The sequence below is a fragment of the Stenotrophomonas sp. JAG2 genome, from assembly GCF_041080745.1.
GTDB lineage: Bacteria > Pseudomonadota > Gammaproteobacteria > Xanthomonadales > Xanthomonadaceae > Stenotrophomonas > Stenotrophomonas maltophilia_AA.
Genome location: NZ_JBEUMH010000005.1, coordinates 257,792 through 277,283, shown reverse-complemented (window position 1 = coordinate 277,283; position 19,492 = coordinate 257,792). Strand labels below are relative to the sequence as shown.

Genomic DNA, 19,492 nt, shown 5'->3' with positions numbered 1-19,492 from the left:
GCCAGCGGCCGGCACTACCCGGGCAACGCGACGGTGACCGGGCGTGCCGGCACACCCGTGCGGTATCAGCGATCAAACCCCAGCAGCAGCGGATCATGGTCCGAGCTGCGCCATGGGCCGGCTTCGTTGCGGTCGCGGTAGCCGACATCGTCGGCCTCATCGGCATTGATGTGCCACTCCGCTGCCGCGCGCAGGCGCTGCGCCATGCCCGGGCTCAACAACGCGTGGTCCAACCGGCCGGTCATGCCGTTGTAGACATAGCTGTAAGGCCGTTCGACCTTCGCCACCGCGAACGCATCCCGCCAGCCGGCGGCGTGCAGGGTGCGGATCGGGTCTTCCATCGCGTACGCGTTGAAGTCGCCCAGCAGCACCGCATCACGGGTGCCGGCACCAGTCGGATCGGTCGCCAGCCACTGGTCCAGCAGCGCGGCCGAGGCAACGCGGGTGGCGTTCCAGCAGGCCTGGCCGTCCTTCTGGTCGGCGTCCGCGCCGGTCGCTTCCGAGCAGCCCTTGGACTTGAAGTGATTGGCCACGACCACGAATGGCGCGCCCTTGCCGGCGCGGAAAGCCTGCGCCAGCGGCACACGACTGCGCTCGCCGAAGGGCTCCTGCTCCAGCACGGCGGGGGCACCGACCGGGGTCACCCGCGAGGCGCGGTAGATGATGCCGACCCGGATCGGGTTGTCACCCGGGCCCTGCTTGGCATCGATGAAACGCCAGTCGGCCTCCTTGCCGCGATCCGCATTGAGCGCGTCGACCAGCTGTGCGATCGCCGACTGCGGGCCGTAGCCATCGTTCTCCAGTTCCATCAGCGCGGCGACATCGGCACCGAGGGCGTTGATGGTCGCCACCAGTTTGGCCTTCTGCGCCTGGTGCTCGGCCAGGGTGCGCGCGCCGCGCAGGGTCGGGTAACCGCCGCCCTGGCCATCGCCATTGAAGAAGTTCTCGAGGTTGAACGCCGCCACGTGCAGGGCGCCCGCCACCACCGGCACCGTCGGGCGCTCCAGCGTGGGCAGGTTCAACGGACGGGTCACCTGCAGGCGGGTGTTGCCCTTGGGATCGATACGGACGATGCCTTCGACATTGCGCAGGACCATGCCGGTGCGCAGGTTGGCGGCCATCGGCAGGTACGCCACCGGGCCGGGATCGCGGGCATCGCTGCCATCATCGAGCACCAGCCGGCGATGCAGGTTGTCGGCCACCACCTGCGCATGCCCCGCCGTGCCCGGTGCGGCCACTTCGCTCGGCTGCCAGAGGCGGCCGCCGAAGGCCACGGTCAGCTCACCGAACCGCGACAGCCCATCGGTGCCGGCCAGGGTCAGCGGCGCGGCGATGCGGACCTGCTGGCCGTCCAGCGTGCGCCAGTCGGTCGGCGGCGCGGTCAGGGTGACCGTGGCCGACGTGGTCGGCGCCGGACGCACCTGCGGCGAGGTGGCGGGCTGCGGCTGGACGGCATGGACCGCGCCGGACAACGCCAGCGCGAGGGCGAACACGAGGGGGGTACGGCGCATCGGAAGCAGGACTCCAGGGAAGTGCGACAAGGCTAACCATATAAAGTGAAACGCCGCCCTTCGGCGGCGTCGGTGGCCTGATCCGGCAAAGCCGTCATTTCAGGTTGGCGAGCATCCAGTCCACCGTGGCATGGATCTGCTCCTCGGTCAGCGCCGGATTACCGCCCTTGGGCGGCATGATGCCACCGTCCGGGCCGGTGTAGCCCTCCACGGCATGCTTATAGAGCGTGTCCTTGCCCTGGGCGATGCGCGCATCCCAATGCCCATGGTCCAGCGTCGGCGCCTTGCCGACGCCATTGGTATGGCAGGCGGTGCAGAGGTTGTCGTAGATCACCTTGCCGTCGGTGGTGCCGCCATAGGCCACCTGTGAGGCGGCTTTGACCAGCGCGGCAGCGTGAGCGGCGGCCTGCGCGGCGGCACCGGTGCTGCCCGCATAGACCGCACCGGCAGGCGCGATGCGCTGTTCGGTGCGCTTGGCCGCCATCGGCGAGACTTCCGGGGGAATGCTGGTATGCAGGTAGGCCGCGAAGAGGATCAGGCCAAGTGTGATGGCCATCAGCAGCGCGATGACCATGGAAAAGCGTTTCAGGAACTCGAGGTCGTAATTCCGCACTCTCTATACCCCTGGCTGGTAGTCGTTGGACCACGGCTTGTCGCCGGAGTATGACCAGCGTCGGCGGCGCTGCGCAAGCGACCTGCCGGTGTCGCAATGCAGCATCCGCGCGGCTCAGGCGCCGGCGGCGCGCAGGCAGAAAACACAGATCGACTCGACAAGCGCATCTTCGTCGCCATGCGCGTCGCGGCTCAGTGCGGTCGGGCCGACCAGCGCCTCGGTGAACGCGCCCACGATGCAGGCCGCGGCGACATGGGTGTCCTGCTGCGGGAAGGTGCCTGCCTCCACGCCATCGGCGACGATGCGCCGGAACACATCGCCGAACAGACGGCGGCAGCGGATGCGCTCGGCTTCCACTTCCGGGTCGACCGGCTCGGCGATGAAGGCATAGGCCAGCCCGGGGCCGGCCAGCGCGCGCCGCACGAAGGCGGTGATCGCGCGGCGCAGGCGCTCCGGCGCGGGCAGCGGCTCGGCCGCGATCGCCTCGAAGATGCGCAGCTCGTGCTCGACGGCGGCGGTCAGCACCTCGACGAACAGCTCGGCCTTGGACGGGAAGTGCCGGTAGATCAGGCCGGTGGAGACCCCGGCCTCGGCGGCCACGGCGGTCACCGGGGCATTGCGGTAGCCGCCGGCGGCCACCAGCGCACGGGTCGCCAGCAGGATGCGTTCGCGGGCGCCGGCAAGGCGTTCTTCCATCAGGGCGGAGCGTTTATAGGCCATTTGTTGATTCTATGTTCAATTTTTGAATTTGTGTTCACTTCTTTGTCGAACCCGGCTACGCTGGGGGTACATCGCCCGCGGGACGGCCCTGTCAGCCCGTCCATCCCTCCCGGCGCGTCCCATCCCTTGTTGTTGCGGAGTCGCCCATGCACGTCCCGACCATGAACTTCGATCTCGGCGAAGAGATCGACCTGCTGCGCCAGAGCGTGGCCCATTTTGCCTCCGCTGAAATCGCGCCGCTGGCCGCCCAGGCCGACGAAGAGAATCTGTTCCCCAATGCGCTGTGGCGCAAGCTCGGCGAACAGGGCCTGCTCGGCCTGACCGTGGAAGAGGAATACGGCGGCAGCGGCATGGGCTACCTCGCGCACGTGGTGGCGATGGAAGAGATCTCGCGTGCCTCCGGCGCTATCGCGCTGTCCTACGGCGCGCACTCGAACCTGTGCGTGAACCAGCTGCGCAAGAACGGCAACGAAGACCAGAAGCGGCGCTACCTGCCCGGCCTGTGCAGCGGCGAGCTGGTCGGCGCGCTGGCCATGAGCGAACCGGGCGCCGGTTCGGACGTGGTCTCGATGAAGCTGCGCGCGGACAAGCGCGGTGATCACTACGTGCTCAACGGCAACAAGATGTGGATCACCAACGGCCCGGATGCCGATGTGCTGGTGGTCTATGCCAAGACCGATCCGGATGGCGGCGCCAAGGGCATCACCGCGTTCCTGATCGAAAAGGGCATGAAGGGCTTCTCCACGGCGCAGAAGCTGGACAAGCTCGGCATGCGCGGCTCCAACACCTGCGAGCTGGTCTTCCAGGATTGCGAAGTGCCCGAAGCCAATGTGCTCGGCGTGGTCGGCGGTGGCGTCAAGGTGCTGATGTCCGGTCTGGACTACGAGCGCGTGGTGCTCTCCGGTGGCCCGCTCGGCCTGATGGCCGCGGCGATGGATGTGGTGATGCCGTACGTGCACGAGCGCAAGCAGTTCGGCGAGGCTATCGGCACCTTCCAGCTGATCCAGGCCAAGCTGGCCGACATGTACGTCGGCCTCAACGCCTGCCGCGCCTATGTGTATGCGGTGGCACGCGCCTGCGACCAGGGCCGCACCACGCGCCAGGACGCGGCCGGCGCGATCCTGTACTCGGCCGAGAAGGCCACCTGGCTCACCGGCCAGGCGATCCAGATCCTCGGCGGCAACGGCTACATCAACGAGTATCCGACAGGTCGTTTGTGGCGCGATGCCAAGCTGTATGAAATCGGCGCCGGTACCTCCGAGATCCGCCGCATGCTGATCGGCCGCGAACTGTTCCAGCGCACCAAGTAAGGGCCCTGCCATGACCGTACTGAGCACCCAGCTGCAACCGGGCAGCGACACCTTCGAGGCCAACCGCGCCGCACTGCAGGCGGTGGTCGACGACCTGCGCGCCACCCTGGCGCAGACAGCGCTGGGCGGCAGCGAAGCGGCACGCGCCAAGCACACCGCACGCGGCAAGTTGCTGGTGCGCGACCGCATCGATGCCCTGCTTGATCCGGGCAGCGCGTTCCTGGAGATCGCCCCGCTGGCCGCGCACGGCATGTATGGCGATCCGATCCCCAGCGCCGGCGTGGTGGCCGGCATCGGCCGGGTCTCGGGCGTGGAGTGCGTGATCGTGGCCAACGATGCCACGGTCAAGGGTGGCACCTACTACCCGATGACGGTCAAGAAGCACCTGCGCGCGCAGGAAGTGGCCGAACAGAACCGCCTGCCCTGCATCTACCTGGTGGATTCCGGCGGTGCGTTCCTGCCGCTGCAGGACGAGGTGTTCCCGGACCGCGATCATTTCGGCCGCATCTTCTACAACCAGGCCAACCTGTCCGCGCAGGGCATCCCGCAGATCGCCTGCGTGATGGGCAGCTGCACCGCCGGTGGCGCCTACGTGCCGGCGATGAGCGATGAAACGGTGATCGTGCGCGAGCAGGGCACCATCTTCCTCGGCGGCCCGCCGCTGGTGAAAGCGGCCACCGGTGAAGTGGTCACCGCCGAGGAACTGGGCGGTGCCGACGTGCATACGCGCATCTCCGGCGTCGCCGACCACATGGCCGACAACGACCTGCAGGCGCTGGCCCGGGTTCGCGCGATCATCGCCCAGCTCAACTGGCGCAAGCCCGAGCCGGCGCTGGCGGTGCAGGCCCCGATGGAACCGCGGCATCCGGCCCACGAGCTGTACGGCGTGATTCCGGCCGACACGCGCAAGCCCTACGACGTGCGCGAAGTGATCCTGCGCCTGGTCGACGATTCGCGTTTCGATGAGTTCAAGCCGCGCTACGGCAACACCCTGGTCACCGGCTTCGCGCATCTGCACGGCTACCCGGTGGGCATCATCGCCAACAACGGCATCCTGTTCTCCGAGTCCGCGCTGAAGGGTGCGCACTTCATCGAACTGTGCACGCAGCGCGGCATTCCGCTGGTGTTCCTGCAGAACATCACCGGCTTCATGGTCGGCCGCAAGTACGAGCACGGCGGCATCGCCAAGGACGGGGCCAAGCTGGTGATGGCCGTGGCCTGCGCCAAGGTGCCCAAGTTCACCGTGGTGATCGGCGGCTCGTTCGGCGCCGGCAACTACGGCATGTGCGGCCGCGCCTACTCGCCCAACTTCCTGTGGATGTGGCCGAACGCACGCATCGGCGTGATGGGCGGCGAGCAGGCCGCCAGCGTGCTGGCCACGGTCAAGCGCGATGGCATCGAAGCCAAGGGCGGGCAGTGGTCGGCCGAGGAAGAAGACGGCTTCAAATCGCCGATCCGCGAGCAGTTCGAATCGCAGGGCCACCCGTACTACGCCAGCGCCCGCCTCTGGGATGACGGCGTGATCGATCCGGCCGACACCCGTCGTGTGCTGGGCCTGGCGCTGTCGGCCAGCCTCAACGCCCCGGCGAAGAAGACCGACTTCGGCGTGTTCCGCATGTAATGCACGGGCGGTGCCGCCTGGCACCGCCGCCCCTGGCCCGCGCAACGAGACCACCATGTTCACCAAGATCCTGATCGCCAACCGTGGCGAAATCGCCTGCCGCGTCATCGCTACCTGCCAGCGCCTGGGCATCGCCACCGTGGCGGTGTACTCCGACGCCGACCGCAACGCGCGCCACGTTCGCCTGGCCGACGAGGCCATTGCGATCGGCCCGGCGCCGGCGCGTGAGAGCTACCTGCGCGGCGACGCCATCCTGGAGGCCGCCCGCCGCACCGGCGCGCAGGCGATCCATCCCGGCTACGGCTTCCTCTCGGAGAACGCCGGCTTCGCGCAGGCCTGCGCCGACGCCGGCATCGTGTTCATCGGCCCCTCCGCTGCGGCGATCCGCGCGATGGGCGACAAGAGCGCGGCCAAGGCACTGATGCAGCAGGCTGGCGTGCCGCTGACCCCGGGATACCACGGCGACGAGCAGATCCCCGAGTTCCTGCGCCAGCAGGCCGACAGCATCGGCTACCCGGTGCTGATCAAGGCCAGCGCCGGCGGCGGTGGCAAGGGCATGCGCCGCGTGGATGACAGCGCGACCTTCACCGAGGCGCTGGCCAGCTGCCAGCGCGAGGCGCAGTCGGCGTTCGGCAACGCCCACGTGCTGGTCGAAAAATATGTCGAGCGCCCGCGCCACATCGAGATCCAGGTGTTCGGCGACAGCCACGGCAACGTGGTGTACCTGTTCGAGCGCGACTGCTCGGTGCAGCGCCGCCACCAGAAGGTGCTCGAAGAAGCGCCCGCCCCGGGCATGACGCCCGAGCGCCGCGCCGCGATGGGCAAGGCCGCCGTCGATGCCGCGCGCGCGGTCAACTACGTCGGCGCGGGCACGGTGGAGTTCATCGCCGGGCCCGATGGCGATTTCTACTTCATGGAAATGAACACCCGCCTGCAGGTGGAGCACCCGGTCACCGAGTGCATCACCGGCACCGACCTGGTCGAGTGGCAGCTGCGCGTGGCCAGCGGTGAGCCGCTGCCGCTGCAGCAGGATCAGCTGCAGATCCGCGGGCATGCACTCGAAGCACGCCTGTACGCCGAAGACGCCGACCGCGGTTTCCTGCCGTCTACCGGCACCCTGCGCCACCTGCGCCTGCCGGCCAACACCGCACACGTGCGCGTGGACGCCGGTGTCGAGCAGGGCGATGCGATCACCCCGTTCTACGACCCGATGATCGCCAAGCTGATCGTCTGGGACGTCGACCGCGATGCCGCGCTGCGCCGCATGCAGCAGGCGCTGGCCGAGTGCGAAGTGGTCGGCGTGACCACCAATGCCGCCTTCCTGCGCCGGCTGGTGATGACCGATTCGTTTACCCAGGCCAAGCTGGACACCGCGCTGATCGAGCGCGAGCAGGCCGCACTGGCCCCCAACGACGGCGACAGCGATCCGGCGCTCTGGGCGCTGGCCGCGATTGCCGGCGTGGCCACCAGCGACGCCGCCCGCCGTGACGCGCGTGACCCGCACTCGCCGTGGCAGGCCCAGGATGGCTGGCGCCTTGGCGCGGCCGCCGCACGCGCGCTGACGCTGGAGCACCGGGGTGCACAGCGCAGCGTGGCCGTGCAGGGCGCGAGCGAACAGTGGACCGTCCACATGGACGGCAACGCACTGCAGGGCAGCGGCCGCCTGGCCGGTGATGCGCTGCGCGTGCAGATCGGCGAGCAGCTGCACCGTGCCACAGTCATCCGCGATGGCAATGAGCTCTACCTGTTCGGCAGCGAGGGCGTGCATCGCTTCACCCTGCATGATCCCGTCAGCGAAGCGGACCAGTCCGTCGCCGATGCCGGCAGCCTGGTCGCGCCGATGCCGGGCCGTATCGTTGCCACCCTGGTGGCACCGGGCACGGCGGTCAAACGCGGCGCGCCGCTGCTGGTGCTGGAGGCGATGAAGATGGAGCACACGCTGCAGGCACCGGCCGATGGCACCGTGCAGGGTTACCGGGTCAAGGCCGGGGATCAAGTGGGTGATGGCGCGGTGCTGGTGGATTTCGAGGCGGGGTAGTTACCCGCACTGCGGCCGGCCGGATCAAATTCGGCCGTGCTGCGCTCTACCGCACGGTAGCCCACACCGCAGATCGCCAGCGCGCCCTGTTCCACGCCATCCAGGCCAAAGGCCTGGTCCACGTCACCTTCGTTGATGGCTGCGGTCACAAAAGCACCCAGGCCTGCTTCCGTGGCCGCCAGGTACACCATCTGCGAGATGTGTCCTGCGTCCAGCGTGAGCGCACGATACGCCTTGGCGTGGTTGCGATACTTCCAGAAGCTGCGTCCAAAACGAGGGGCGAGCACGATCAGGACCGGCGCATCGGCGAACCATTCCTGCCCCGATACCATGGTGCGAGCCAGCGATGGCAGCGTGGGAACGGGCGGCGATGGCAACGCCAGAAGCGCGTGGTCCAGCGCGTGATAGTGGTAGAGGCCGGGCGCGAGCCCGTCGACGCGCTGTACCAGCAGCCATACCTCGGTCGGGTGCAGACCCCCGCCCGAAGGGACGTTTTTCTTCAGGATCAGCATGTCCTGCTCGACCTGCAGCGCGGCGTGGGCCATGACGCTGCGCTGGAGGAGCTGGGCCAGCATCGGGAGCGGCAGCGCACGCCCGGGATCGAAGTTGCGACAGGTGGTTCTGGCCGCCAGCAGGGCATCGAACGGGGATTCCTGCACGTTCGGCAGCGGCTGGTACTGGCCCTCCAGAGGATGCACGGCAGGCGGCGGCGCACCCAGCGTCCTGCGCAGACCGACTGCGGTATCCAGGCCCTGCCCGCGCATGTCCGAAACGCTGTCCACGCCCTGCCAGCGCGAGTGCCGGTGCGCCACGGCGGACAGCGGCCACCAATGTGCGTCCTTGATCCGCTGGTCGCGCGCCAGAAGGTCTGCGTGTTCCGGCTGATCGCCCAGCAGCAGGCCGTTGCTCAGCAACTGGCCCCAGCGGGGATCGGCCATGTCCTGCGCGGACAACGTCCGCCACTGCGTTGCGCTGGTGCGGCCAAGCAGTTCGCTTTGCCCGGCGTCGATCTCCACCGGGCCATCCAGGTGCCCCGCAAGCGCCAGCCAGACATGGGTGCTGTTGGCCTCGGTGTTGCCACGCAGAAGCGCCTGCAGGCCGAACGAGACGGTTTCGCGCGGCTCCAGCAGTAGATGGGTACAGCGGCGAACGCGCATCGATCTTCCTGTCGTAATGCAGAGGTAAGCTTATCCCGATGTGCGGTGACCGCACACAGAGGCCTCCGCCGGTGCGTTGTGCTCAACCGGGGAGCGCTTGTGCCGATAGAACACTCTCTTGCCCTGGAAATCGACCATGACGCCTGCTCCCGCCCAGCTCACCCCGACCCAAGCCATGCTGCTGCTCGACCATCTGATTGGCGATACGGCGTTCCGCACGCTGTTTTCCGCCGATGGCGCGGCAGCGCTTGCCTCGATCGGCATCGACCCCGACGGCTGTACCGACTGCCTGGCTGTCGTGGACCTCGCCACGCCTTCGGAACTGCTCGCCCTGCGCAGCGAACTGGAAACCTATCTGAGCACGCATACCGCGTCGATGACGGTGGTGTTCTGTTTCGAAGCTGGCAAAGTTGGCGACACCATCAGCTGACGGTCGCCTCACTGCATGCCGGTCGCGTTGACCGGCACGGACCAGGTGGCCACGTCATGCGCGTTCAACGGCTGCCAGACCTGGATCGCCGCCACCTCGGCAATGGCTTGCCCACGATGCGTGGCCAGCCATTGCTGCTCTTGCAGGACGCCCGCCCCATCCTGCTGTGCCCTCCTGGCCTGCAGCAGCACGACATGCGCCTGCACCGGCTCGGACCCGTCCAGCAGCGGCTGCAGCATTTCTACCGCCGCATCGGCCTTGCCATCGATCAGCAGTGCATTGGAGGACACGATGCGCCGCCACTTGGCGACCACCGGGCTGTGCTGGCGTTCCAGCAGAGCCGCGTTGTCGCGCAAAAGTGTGTCGGCCAACGGATGCTGGCCCTGGCGCTGCGCAAGGTAGACCAGCGCCAGCAACTGCAGGCTGCGGTCGGCGATGTTGGGATGATCGCGCTCTTTCAACATGGGAATCAGCTGCGTTGCGGTCGCAGACAAGGTGCCTTTGTTGGCCCCCCCGCACAGCGTCTCGACGGTGGCATGCACCAGCTTCTGATGAATCTGGTAATCCGCCAGGCCCGGTTTCGCGGCATCCTGGCGCACGGCCGAACGCATGGCGTCGCAGTCTCCCTGGTCGGCGGCGAGCAGCACCTTTGCTCGAAGATGCATCAGGTCCTGCAGGGCGTCCTCGCCTTTGCCCATGCGCTCCACCAGGCGCCTGGCTTCTGCATACCGGCGCAGGCCGACCAGAACATCCACCTGGGTGTCGTCGATACCGTCGCGGCGGAGCGTACGCGCCTGCTGCAGGGTGTTCTGCGCCTCATGGAACTGGTTGCGGGCCAGCTGGATGCGGGCGAGGTGCACCATGGGGTAGATGCGCAGGTAGTCCTGGGGAACGGACGCCGCACGGGCGAAGGGCTCTGCCTCCTGGAAGCGGTTGTCCTGGATCAGATACCAGGACGTGTTGGAAGGACCGGCATAGAAATCCGGGTACACCCCGGCGAGTACCCGCCACTGCTCGACCGGCCACCCGTCCGGCTCCAGCTCCGCCTGCCAGCCTTTCAGGTACAGCTGCTCGCGGTGCGGCAGCCGCCCCTTCAACGCCAGCGCTTTTTCCAGCTGCTCGCGCGCACTGCTGCGATCGGCGGTACGCGCGAACGATTTGGCCAGGCCGATATAGGCCAGCGCGAACGCCGGATCGATCTCCAACGCGGTCTGATACAGATTGCGCGCGTCATTGAAACGGCGCTCGCCCAGTGCGGTCTCGGCCAGCGCATACGAGCGCAGGGCGCGCAGACTGGCGGTTGAGGCACTGGGCAGCGGCATGGACCGCTGCAGACCTGCGACGGATTCGCCCAGTCCAGCTCTCAGTTCGCCGATCACCTTGTCGACCGCCTCCACCGCGTTGCCGGTCCCGGACGCCAGGGCCGTGTACGTCTGGATCACCACGTCCTTGCCAGGATCGATCAGCGAGATCTGCACCTCGTATCCACCACGCCGCGGGATGACCTTCGGTACCAGGACCGCGCGGGCACCTTCGCGTACCGCCACGTCCACCGCGCGCGATCGATCCAGCACGGCATCCACGGGATCGCGTGCCAGTTCGAGGCTTTCGCGGACCTTGCCGTCGGACAGTACGTTGACGTACTTCGACTGTTCCAGGCCCAGCAGCACGGCCTGACGCAGCGAGTCATCGAAAATGGGCTCGCCGGTCTGGTTGGTGACATCCGACAGCACCACCCAGTCACGCTCAGCGAAGGCGATTGCCGGCTGCGACCGCGTCATCATCCAGGCCCCCACCAGCAGCGCGACGGCCAACGTGGCTTCCGCCACCATGGCCGTTGGCTGGCGCCAAAAAGGCAGGTCGCGGGCGGCCTTCGACGTCGCCCGGGGGCGACCGCTGGATGGCATGTCCGATGACATCACTCCGAACACGTCCATCGGCTGCGCCACGCCCTTGAATCGCCAGCGTCCGAACGAAGTCCATTTCAGTCCGTTGTTTTTATCGCGCAACGCAACGCCGGCACGCCGGACCATCGACTCAGCCGTCGCCGACACGAGAATCTGCCCGGGCCGTGCCAGCTGCATGAGCCGCGCCGCCATCGGCTTTGCCAGCCCTTCCACTTCCACCGGCTTGGAGCCCAGCGCGATCGCTTCGGCGCTGTTGTCCCACAGGATGACCTCACCGACATGCAGGCCCGCGCGTGCGCGGATGGGGTGCTGCAGCGATCGACCCAGTGCACCCAGGCCAGCGTGGTAATCCAGGGCGAATCCGAGCGCATCGATGGGCCGCTCGAACAACAGAAACAGCCCGTCCGAGCGATCGATCTGGTGCCCGTTCCACTGCTGCTGCAACGCCAGCACCAGCCGGTCATGCTCCTGGAACAGCTCAGCCGCCGCCGCATCACCGATGCGCTCCACCAGGATCAGCGAGTCGCACAGATCGGTGAACAACAGCGCCCGCATCTGCGGGGCCTGGGTCGACGTTCCGTTGTCGCCGTTCATGCCGATCTCCCGATCAGGGTGTGGCGGTCGCTGATCGCGACCAGTGCAATCGGTTGCCGCCCAGCCGTTTGGCCTGGTACAGCGCATTGTCGGCCCGGGCGTACCACTCGCTCCAGTCGGTCCGCGGGTCGATCAGGCAGACGCCGATGCTGACCGGGCACACATGCGGCACGCCGTGGGCGCGGCCGATCAGGCCATGCACCGCGCTGAGGATGAACTCGGCGGCGTGCTGCAGGCTGTCCTGGTCGGCGCTGCGCAGCAGCAGGCAGAATTCGTCGCCACCGAGCCGGCAGGCCACGTCCGGCTCGGTGGCCACCGAGCGCAGGATGTTGGCCACGCTCTGCAGCACGCGGTCGCCGGCCTGGTGGCCGTGCACGTCGTTGACCTGCTTGAACTGGTCGCAGTCGATCAGCAGCAGGCCCTGCGGCGCGCTGTCTTCCTGGGCACGGCATTCCTGCAGGTACAGCGCCAGACCGCGCCGGTTGTGCAGGCCGGTCAGTTCATCGGTGCGCACCAGCTCGCGGGTGTGGGTGAGCTGATGGGTGGTGACGTAGAGATTGTCCAGCGCGGTTTCGAGATCGTGATTGCGGCGGCGCAGCTGGCGGATCAGCACCTGCTCGTTGCTGACCACGCGCATGATCGTGCGGCGCAGGAAGTAGGCGAGCAGACCAGGATCGCGGTCGACCAGGCGCTGGAAATCCTCGTGGTCCAGTTCCAGCACGATGCTGTCCTCGACCGCACGCGCGCCGGCCGTGCGCTGGTGATCGCCGATCAACAGGCCCAGCTCGCCGAAGAACTCATTGGGACCGAGCGACTTCACGACGAGGTCTTCGCCGAAGTCCAGTTCGATGCAGCCGCTGACGATCACGTACATCGTGTTGCCGGCGTGGCCGCGGTGGAACAGATGCGTGCCTGAAGGCAGCTTGCGTTGCCGGCCGAATTCGGAGAACAATGCGGACTCGCCATTGCTCAGGATGGCGTGCACGATCTCAGCCATCGCCTTTCGGTCGATGTCTGGTTCCTGTTCGCACATGATCGCCGCCGCACCCTTGCCGGTCATTTCCGAACACCCGCTTTCCAGCGCCCCCTGGTGAGCCATGGAGGATAGCACTCCTCAAAACTGTGCGCCCTATCCCATTTCCGACTTTCAGACCCCAACATCGTGAAACGGCGTGGGTTCTCCCGTGTCTGGCCATGTGAAGACGGGCCCGGACTACGGAACAGGGCGGCAGGTCCCCCGACCGGCCGCCCTGCAGGCCTTCCCTGGCCTCCCTTCCGGGCTATCAGGCCGCCCGTTCCGCGTTGAACTGCTCTTCCTCGGTGGAGCCGCTCAGGGCGGTGGTCGAGGACTGGCCCTGCTGGATCGCCTGGGTCACCGCGTCGAAGTAGCCGGTGCCGACCTCGCGCTGGTGCTTGACCGCCGTGAAGCCCCGGTCGGCGGCGGCGAACTCGGCCTCCTGCAGCTCCACGAAGGCGCTCATCTGGCGGCGGGCGTAGCCGTGGGCCAGGTTGAACATCGAGTAGTTCAGGGCGTGGAAGCCGGCCAAGGTGATGAACTGGAACTTGTAGCCGTAGGTGGCGATCTCCTTCTGGAAGGTCGCGATCGTGGCGTCGTCCAGGTTCTTCTTCCAGTTGAAGCTGGGCGAGCAGTTGTAGGCCAGCAGCTTGCCCGGGAACTTGGCGTGGATGGCCTCGGCAAACTTGCGGGCGAACTCCAGGTCCGGCTTGCCGGTCTCGCACCAGATCAGGTCGGCATAGGGCGCATAGGCCAGGCCGCGGCTGATCGCCTGATCCAGGCCGTTGCGGGTCTTGTAGAAGCCTTCCACGGTGCGTTCGCCGGTGGTGAACGGCTGGTCGTTGCCATCTACATCGCTGGTCAGCAGGTCGGCGGCCTCGGCATCGGTACGTGCCACCAGCAGGGTTGGCACGCCCATCACGTCGGCAGCCAGGCGGGCGGCGTTGAGCTTCTCGATCGCCTCGCGGGTCGGCACCAGCACCTTGCCGCCCATGTGCCCGCACTTCTTCACCGAGGCCAGCTGGTCCTCGAAGTGCACGCCGGCCGCACCGGCCTCGATCATCGCCTTCATCAGTTCGAAGGCGTTGAGCACGCCGCCGAAACCGGCTTCGGCATCGGCCACGATCGGCTGCAGGAAGTCGATGTCATCCTTGCCCTCGGCATGGTGCAGCTGGTCGGCGCGCAGCAGGGTGTTGTTGATGCGCTTGACCACCGCCGGCACCGAATCGGCCGGGTACAGCGACTGGTCCGGGTACATCTGGCCGGCCAGGTTGGCGTCGGCGGCGACCTGCCAGCCGGACAGGTAGATCGCGTTCAAGCCGGCCTTGACCTGCTGCATGGCCTGGTTGCCGGTCAGCGCACCCAGCGCGTTGACGAAGTCCTTCTCCTGCAGGTACGTCCACAGCTTCTCCGCGCCCAGCCGTGCCAGCGAGTGCTCCACGTGCACGGTGCCGCGCAGGCGCACCACGTCGGCGGCGGTGTAGTTGCGGGTGATCCCGGCCCAGCGCGGGTCGGTGTTCCAAGCGTGCTGGATCTGTTCGGCGGTCTGCAGGGTGCTCATGTCGAATCTCCAAAGGGAACGGATGCGGTAACGGCAGGTGGATGGCGGGGGGTCAGTCGAGACGGTCGTAGGCGGGCAGGGTCAGGAAGTCGGTGAGCGCTTCGCGGCGGCTGAGTTCGGCCAGCAGCGCGATGGACTCGGGGATGCGGGCGCTGCCCGGCAGCGCGGTGGTATCGCCCAGCCGCGCCGGCAGCTGGGCCAGGGTGGCGTCGAGCAGGGCCAGGTCGATGGCGGTGCCGTCGTCCAGGTGCTGGCCGGGGGTATGCAGCCACTGCCACAGCTGGCTGCGGCTGATCTCGGCGGTGGCCGCGTCTTCCATCAGGTGGTGGATCGGCACGCAGCCGTTGCCGTCCAGCCAGGCGGCCAGGTAGCGCACGCAGACTTCGACGTTGCCCTCGAAACCGGCGCGGGTGATGGTGCCGGTGGGCGCGGCGATCAGGTCGTCGCGGCCGACCTGCACGTCGTTGCGCAGCACGCGGTGCTGGTTCGGCCCGGGCATGTGTTCGTCGAAGATCGCCTGCGCGACCGGGATCAGCGCGGGGTGGGCGACCCAGGTGCCGTCATGGCCGGCGGTGACTTCGCGCAGCTTGTCCGCCCGCACCCGCGCCATCGCCTGCTCGTTGGCGGCCGCGTCGTGGTTGATCGGAATCTGCGCGGCCATGCCACCCATCGCATGCGCGCCACGGCGGTGGCAGGTGCGGATCAGCAGCTCCGAATAGGCCTTCAGGAACGGCTGGGTCATCGTCACCTGGCCGCGCTCGGGCAGCACCTTGTCGGCGTGCCGGCGGAAGGTCTTGATGTAGGAAAAAATGTAATCCCAGCGGCCACAGTTCAGGCCGACGATGCGATCGCGCAGCGCATGCAGGATCTCGTCCATCTCGAACACCGCCGGCAGGGTCTCGATCAGCACGGTGACCTTGATCTGCCCATGCGGCAGGCCGAGCATGCCCTCGATGTGCGACAGCGCGGTCTCCCACAGCGCCGCCTCTTCCATGCTCTGCAGCTTGGGCAGGTAGAAGTACGGCCCACGCTGCCTGCACATCAGCGTGCGGGCGTTGTGGAAGGCGAACACCGCCGCATCGAACAGGCCACCGGCGATCGGCTGGCCATCGATGCGCACGTGCTTCTCATCCAGGTGCCAGCCACGCGGGCGGACAATCAGCACGGCCTGCTCGTTGAACGGCCGCAGCGTGTACTGCTTGCCCGGTTTCCCATCGACGGACGGGCCGGTGTGGGTCAGATCGCCACGCACCGCGCCGATCAGCGCCTGCTGGCCGGCCAGCAGGTTGCGCCAGGCCGGGGCGGTGGAATCCTCGAAGTCGGCCATGAACACCTTGGCGCCGGAGTTCAGCGCGTTGATGACCATCTTCGGGTCGGTCGGGCCGGTGATCTCCACCCGGCGGTCCTGCAGCGCTTCCGGCAGCGGGGCGACCTGCCAGTCGCCGCTGCGGATCTCGGCGGTATCAGCACGGAAGTCGGGCAGGCCGCCGCCATCGAAGAACGCCTGGCGGGCCACCCGTGCCTGCAGCCGGCGCTGACGCTCCGGCTCCACCGCCCGGTGCAGCGACACCAGCAGCGCCAGTACCCCCGCCGGCAGCAGCGCGGACTGGCCCGCCAGCTGGGTGGTGAGGGCGATGCCGGGGGTGGCCGGTGCATCGGCGGGGGTGGGCTGGGCGGTGGCGTAAGCGACGGCGGACATGGCGGACTCCTGCGGTGCGGTTGAGCTCCACCGTGCGCCGCCGCGCCGATATTTGACAAAGCAGTTATTGCAATGGCTTACATAAGGCGTGCTTATACTCATGACACCATGACCACGCCGCGCACGCCAAGTCCCCGGTTTTCCTACAAATCCGATCGGCTCAAGCCGCTGCGGGCGTTCTGCCAGACGGTTCGCCTCGGCTCAGTCTCACGGGCAGCTGAGGCGCTGTTCGTCAGCCAGCCCGCCATCAGCCAGCAGTTGCAGGCCCTGGAGCGCGAACTCGGGGTCAACCTGTTCGAACGCAGTGGGCGCCGCCTGGTGCCCAGCCGCGAAGGCCAGCTGCTGTATGAAATGGCGCTGCCGCTGGTGGAGAACCTGGACGGGCTGGAGGCCAGCTTCCGCGACAAGGTGAAGGGGCTGGATGCCGGCGAGCTCAACATCGCGGCCAACAGCTCGACCATCCTGTACCTGCTGCCGCGCATCGTGGAGCGCTTCCGCCAGCGCCACCCGGACGTCCGCCTGACCCTGCACAACGCGATCAGCGCCGACGGCACCGACCTGCTGCGCAGCGATGCGGCGGACCTGGCGGTGGGCTCGATGACCGATGTGCCGGCCGACCTCAGCTACGCCCCGGCCTATCGCTTCGAGCAGGTGCTGATCGCCCCGCCCGATCATCCGCTGGCGCACGGCGAACTGAGCCTGGAGGCGATCTCGCAGTACCCGCTGGTGCTGCCGCCCAAACGCCAGATCACCTACCGGCTGGTGGACCAGGTGTTCCAGCGGCATCGGCTGCCCTACACCGTGGCGCTGGAGGTCGGTGGCTGGGAAGTGATCAAGCAGTACGTCGCGATGGGCATGGGCATCTCGATCGTGCCGGCGCTCTGCCTCCACGATGCCGACCGCGAGAAGCTGGTGACGCGCTCGATGAGTGCGTGGTTCCCGGAGCGGAGTTATGGGGTGATCGTGCGGCGCGGGCGGTTCCTGTCACCGCAGGCGCGGGCGTTCATCGAGCTGATCCAGCCGGACCTGTTCAGTCCGCGCAGCTATGATGAAAGTGGTCATTCCGAGCGCTGACGCACGCCCCATGTCCATCGAACTCCGCCACCTGCGCTACTTCCTGGCCGTCGCCGAGACGCTGCACTTCGGCCGGGCGGCCGAGCGGCTGGGGATGTCGCAGCCACCGCTCAGCCAGCAGATCCGTCAGCTCGAAACGCTGCTCGGCGCGCGGTTGTTCCTGCGTGCGAACCGCCGCGTGGAACTCACCGATGCCGGGCGCGTGCTGCAGGAACAAGCGCGCGAGGTGCTGGCGCGGGTGGATACCGCGATCGATCTGACCCAGCGCGCGCAGCGCGGGGAAACCGGTGAGCTGCGCATCGGGCTGACCCGGGCGACGCCGCTGTCCACGCAGATTCCGCGTGCGATCTTCGCCTACCGCCAGCAGTTCCCGCAGGTGCAGTTGAAGCTGCGCGAGATGAACACCCTGCAGCAGATCGATGCGCTGATGGCCGGCGAACTGGATGTCGGGTTGATCCGCAAACGTGCCCTGCCCGCGCCGCTGATGTCACGCAAACTGTTCAGTGATCCGCTGGCGCTGGTGGTGCACGACCAGCATCCGCTGGTGCGTGATCTCCCCGCGGATGCGGCGGTGGCGCTACGGCTGTTCGCGCATGAGCCGTTCGTCGGTTTCCTGCGCGAGGTCGGCGCGGGCATCCACGATCATTTCATCGCGTTGTGCCGCAGCGCCGGCTTCACGCCGCGCATCGTGCAGGAAGCCGGGGAAGCTTCGACGCTGATCAGCCTGGCGGCCTCGGGCCTGGGCGTGACGGTACTGCCCGCCTCGTGCAGCCATATCCAGGTGGACGGGGCGCGCTTCGTCGCGCTCAGTGATCGTGCCGCCAGTTCGGAAGTGCACGTCGCCTGCCGGCGGGGCGCGGCGTCACCGTTGATCGGGCACTTCACCCGTCTGCTGCAGGGTGTCAGCGGCTGAGCGCGAGCGCGGCGGTGCCCGGTTGCACGCGTTGCCCCAAGCGCCAGGCGATCACGCCACCGGCCACGGTCAGTACGCCGACGAAGCCGCACACGCCCAGCCAATCCCAGTGCGTGTAGAACACGCCGCCGAGCACACCGGCGACGCTGGAACCCAGGTAGTAGGCGAACAAGTACAAAGCGGATGCTTCGGCCCGCATTGCACCGGCGCGGCTGCCGACCCAGCTGCTGGCCACCGAGTGACCGCCGAAGAAGCCGAACGTGACCAAGGCGATGCCGGCGGCCATGCAGCCCAGCCACGGCATCGCCAGCAGCACGATGCCCAGCGCGATCAGCCCGTAGCAGATCGCCAGCACGCGGCTGCGGCCATGGCGGTTGGCCTGCTGCCCCATCCAGGCCGAGCTGAAGGTGCCGACCAGGTACACGCTGAAGATCAGGCCGACCACGGTCTGGCTGAGGCCGTAGGGCGGCGCCAGCAGGTGGAAACCGAGATAGTTGTAGAGGGTGACGAACACGCCCATCAACACGAAAGCGGTGGCGAACAACCATGGCAGGCCGGGATCGCCGAACAGACTGCGCCAGCGCGCGGGCAGTTCGCGCAGGCCGCCACGGCGGCGCTGGAAGTGGCGCGACGGCGGCAGCTGGATCCATAGCAGCACGGTACTGAGCAGCGCGATCAGCGACACCACGCCGATGCCCCAGCGCCAGCCCCAGTGGTCGGCCACGATGCCCGCGATGAGGCGACCGCTCATGCCGCCGATCGCGTTGCCGCCGATGTACAGGCCCATCGCCAGGCCCAGCGCGCGGCTGTCCATTTCTTCGGCGAGGTAGGTCATGCCCACCGCCGGTACGCCACTGAGCGCGATGCCGAGCAGCGTGCGCAGCACCAGCAGCGTGGTCCAGTCATCCACCATCGCCGTGGCGACGGACAACACGCTGGACGCCAACAGCGCCGCGACCATCACGCTGCGGCGCCCGATGCGGTCGGAGATCAATCCCGCAATCAGCATGGAGACCGCCAGCAGACCGGTGGTCAGCGACAGGGTCAGCGCACTGTTGGCTGCGGAGACACCGAAGTGGCGACTGAATTCGGGCAGCAGCGGCTGCACCGTGTAGAGCAGCCCGAAGGTGGAGAAGCCGGCCAGGAACAGCGCGGCCGCCGTGCGCCGGAAGGCCGGGGTGCCCTGATGGATCTGGTCGCCGGCCGGCGCTGCGGTGGTTGTCGGGGGGCTGCGGTCGGGGACCGCTGCGGTGTCGCCATTCATGCCGGTAAGGCCCGCGTGGACGGGCCGGAGCGAGGAGTCAGCGCTCAGGATAGGCAGCGCAGACA

General features: G+C 67.8%; 15 protein-coding genes. 6 read left to right on the top strand and 9 right to left on the bottom strand.

The features are described 5' to 3' along the window. Positions 1–65: 65 nt before the first annotated feature. The 3 genes from AB9O74_RS08645 to AB9O74_RS08635 all read right to left on the bottom strand — a co-directional run bounded on the left by AB9O74_RS08645 (position 66) and on the right by AB9O74_RS08635 (position 2,844). Entirely contained in the window at positions 66–1,511 is a 1,446-nt protein-coding gene (locus AB9O74_RS08645) for an ExeM/NucH family extracellular endonuclease (protein WP_369349037.1), read from the bottom strand. A 94-nt stretch (positions 1,512–1,605) separates the two neighbouring features. After that, positions 1,606–2,124 carry a cytochrome c5 family protein gene (locus AB9O74_RS08640; RefSeq protein ID WP_369349036.1) on the bottom strand — a complete coding sequence of 173 codons (519 nt, stop codon included), beginning with the start codon at positions 2,122–2,124 and terminating at the stop codon, positions 1,606–1,608. Positions 2,125–2,238: 114 nt separating this feature from the next. Continuing rightward, positions 2,239–2,844: a TetR/AcrR family transcriptional regulator gene (locus tag AB9O74_RS08635; protein WP_176990198.1), complete on the bottom strand. Its 606-nt coding sequence runs from the start codon at positions 2,842–2,844 to the stop codon at positions 2,239–2,241. Positions 2,845–2,990: 146 nt separating this feature from the next. On the opposite strand from AB9O74_RS08635, the gene AB9O74_RS08630 reads away from it, so the two are divergent. Genes AB9O74_RS08630 through AB9O74_RS08620 form a run of 3 tightly spaced genes read left to right on the top strand, consistent with a single transcriptional unit; the run spans position 2,991 to position 7,813 of the window. Beyond that, the gene (locus AB9O74_RS08630) at positions 2,991–4,154 is read left to right on the top strand and encodes an isovaleryl-CoA dehydrogenase (protein WP_176990199.1); all 1,164 of its coding nucleotides are present in this window, start codon (positions 2,991–2,993) and stop codon (positions 4,152–4,154) included. Positions 4,155–4,164: 10 nt separating this feature from the next. Further along, positions 4,165–5,775, top strand: a complete 1,611-nt coding sequence (locus tag AB9O74_RS08625) for a carboxyl transferase domain-containing protein (protein ID WP_369349035.1) — start codon at positions 4,165–4,167, stop codon at positions 5,773–5,775. Between the two features lie 55 nt (positions 5,776–5,830). Beyond that, a complete protein-coding gene (locus tag AB9O74_RS08620) occupies positions 5,831–7,813 on the top strand; it encodes an acetyl-CoA carboxylase biotin carboxylase subunit (RefSeq protein ID WP_369349034.1) in 1,983 nt (660 codons plus the stop codon). On the opposite strand, the gene AB9O74_RS08615 is transcribed toward AB9O74_RS08620, so the two are convergent. Further along, positions 7,768–8,970 (bottom strand): putative peptide maturation dehydrogenase, encoded by a 1,203-nt coding sequence (locus tag AB9O74_RS08615; RefSeq protein ID WP_369349033.1) that lies wholly within the window; start codon positions 8,968–8,970, stop codon positions 7,768–7,770. The two genes, AB9O74_RS08620 and AB9O74_RS08615, sit on opposite strands and share 46 nt — an antisense overlap. A 136-nt stretch (positions 8,971–9,106) precedes the next feature. Here AB9O74_RS08615 and AB9O74_RS08610 point away from each other — a divergent pair, with 136 nt between their 5' ends. Then, positions 9,107–9,400, top strand: coding sequence for an NHLP-related RiPP peptide (locus AB9O74_RS08610; protein ID WP_179460518.1), 294 nt, complete (start codon positions 9,107–9,109; stop codon positions 9,398–9,400). 8 nt (positions 9,401–9,408) lie between these two features. On the opposite strand, the gene AB9O74_RS08605 is transcribed toward AB9O74_RS08610, so the two are convergent. From AB9O74_RS08605 to aceB, 4 genes are all read right to left on the bottom strand, one after another. Then, positions 9,409–11,901, bottom strand: a complete 2,493-nt coding sequence (locus tag AB9O74_RS08605; RefSeq protein WP_369349032.1) for a putative peptide modification system cyclase — start codon at positions 11,899–11,901, stop codon at positions 9,409–9,411. 13 nt (positions 11,902–11,914) lie between these two features. Continuing rightward, positions 11,915–12,961 carry a GGDEF domain-containing protein gene (locus tag AB9O74_RS08600; protein WP_176990203.1) on the bottom strand — a complete coding sequence of 349 codons (1,047 nt, stop codon included), beginning with the start codon at positions 12,959–12,961 and terminating at the stop codon, positions 11,915–11,917. 223 nt (positions 12,962–13,184) lie between these two features. Continuing rightward, complete coding sequence (gene aceA / locus AB9O74_RS08595; protein ID WP_159498903.1) at positions 13,185–14,477, bottom strand: isocitrate lyase; 1,293 nt, start codon at positions 14,475–14,477, stop codon at positions 13,185–13,187. 52 nt (positions 14,478–14,529) lie between these two features. Then, a complete protein-coding gene (aceB, locus tag AB9O74_RS08590; protein WP_354275001.1) occupies positions 14,530–16,176 on the bottom strand; it encodes a malate synthase A in 1,647 nt (548 codons plus the stop codon). Positions 16,177–16,284: 108 nt separating this feature from the next. Between aceB and AB9O74_RS08585 the strand changes: the two genes are divergently transcribed. Continuing rightward, positions 16,285–17,250: a LysR family transcriptional regulator gene (locus AB9O74_RS08585; protein WP_121044373.1), complete on the top strand. Its 966-nt coding sequence runs from the start codon at positions 16,285–16,287 to the stop codon at positions 17,248–17,250. Between the two features lie 10 nt (positions 17,251–17,260). After that, positions 17,261–18,163, top strand: a complete 903-nt coding sequence (locus tag AB9O74_RS08580) for a LysR substrate-binding domain-containing protein (RefSeq protein ID WP_179460523.1) — start codon at positions 17,261–17,263, stop codon at positions 18,161–18,163. Here AB9O74_RS08580 and AB9O74_RS08575 read toward each other — a convergent pair. Next, positions 18,153–19,427, bottom strand: a complete 1,275-nt coding sequence (locus AB9O74_RS08575; protein WP_176990207.1) for an MFS transporter — start codon at positions 19,425–19,427, stop codon at positions 18,153–18,155. The two genes, AB9O74_RS08580 and AB9O74_RS08575, sit on opposite strands and share 11 nt — an antisense overlap. Between the last annotated feature and the right edge of the window lie 65 nt (positions 19,428–19,492).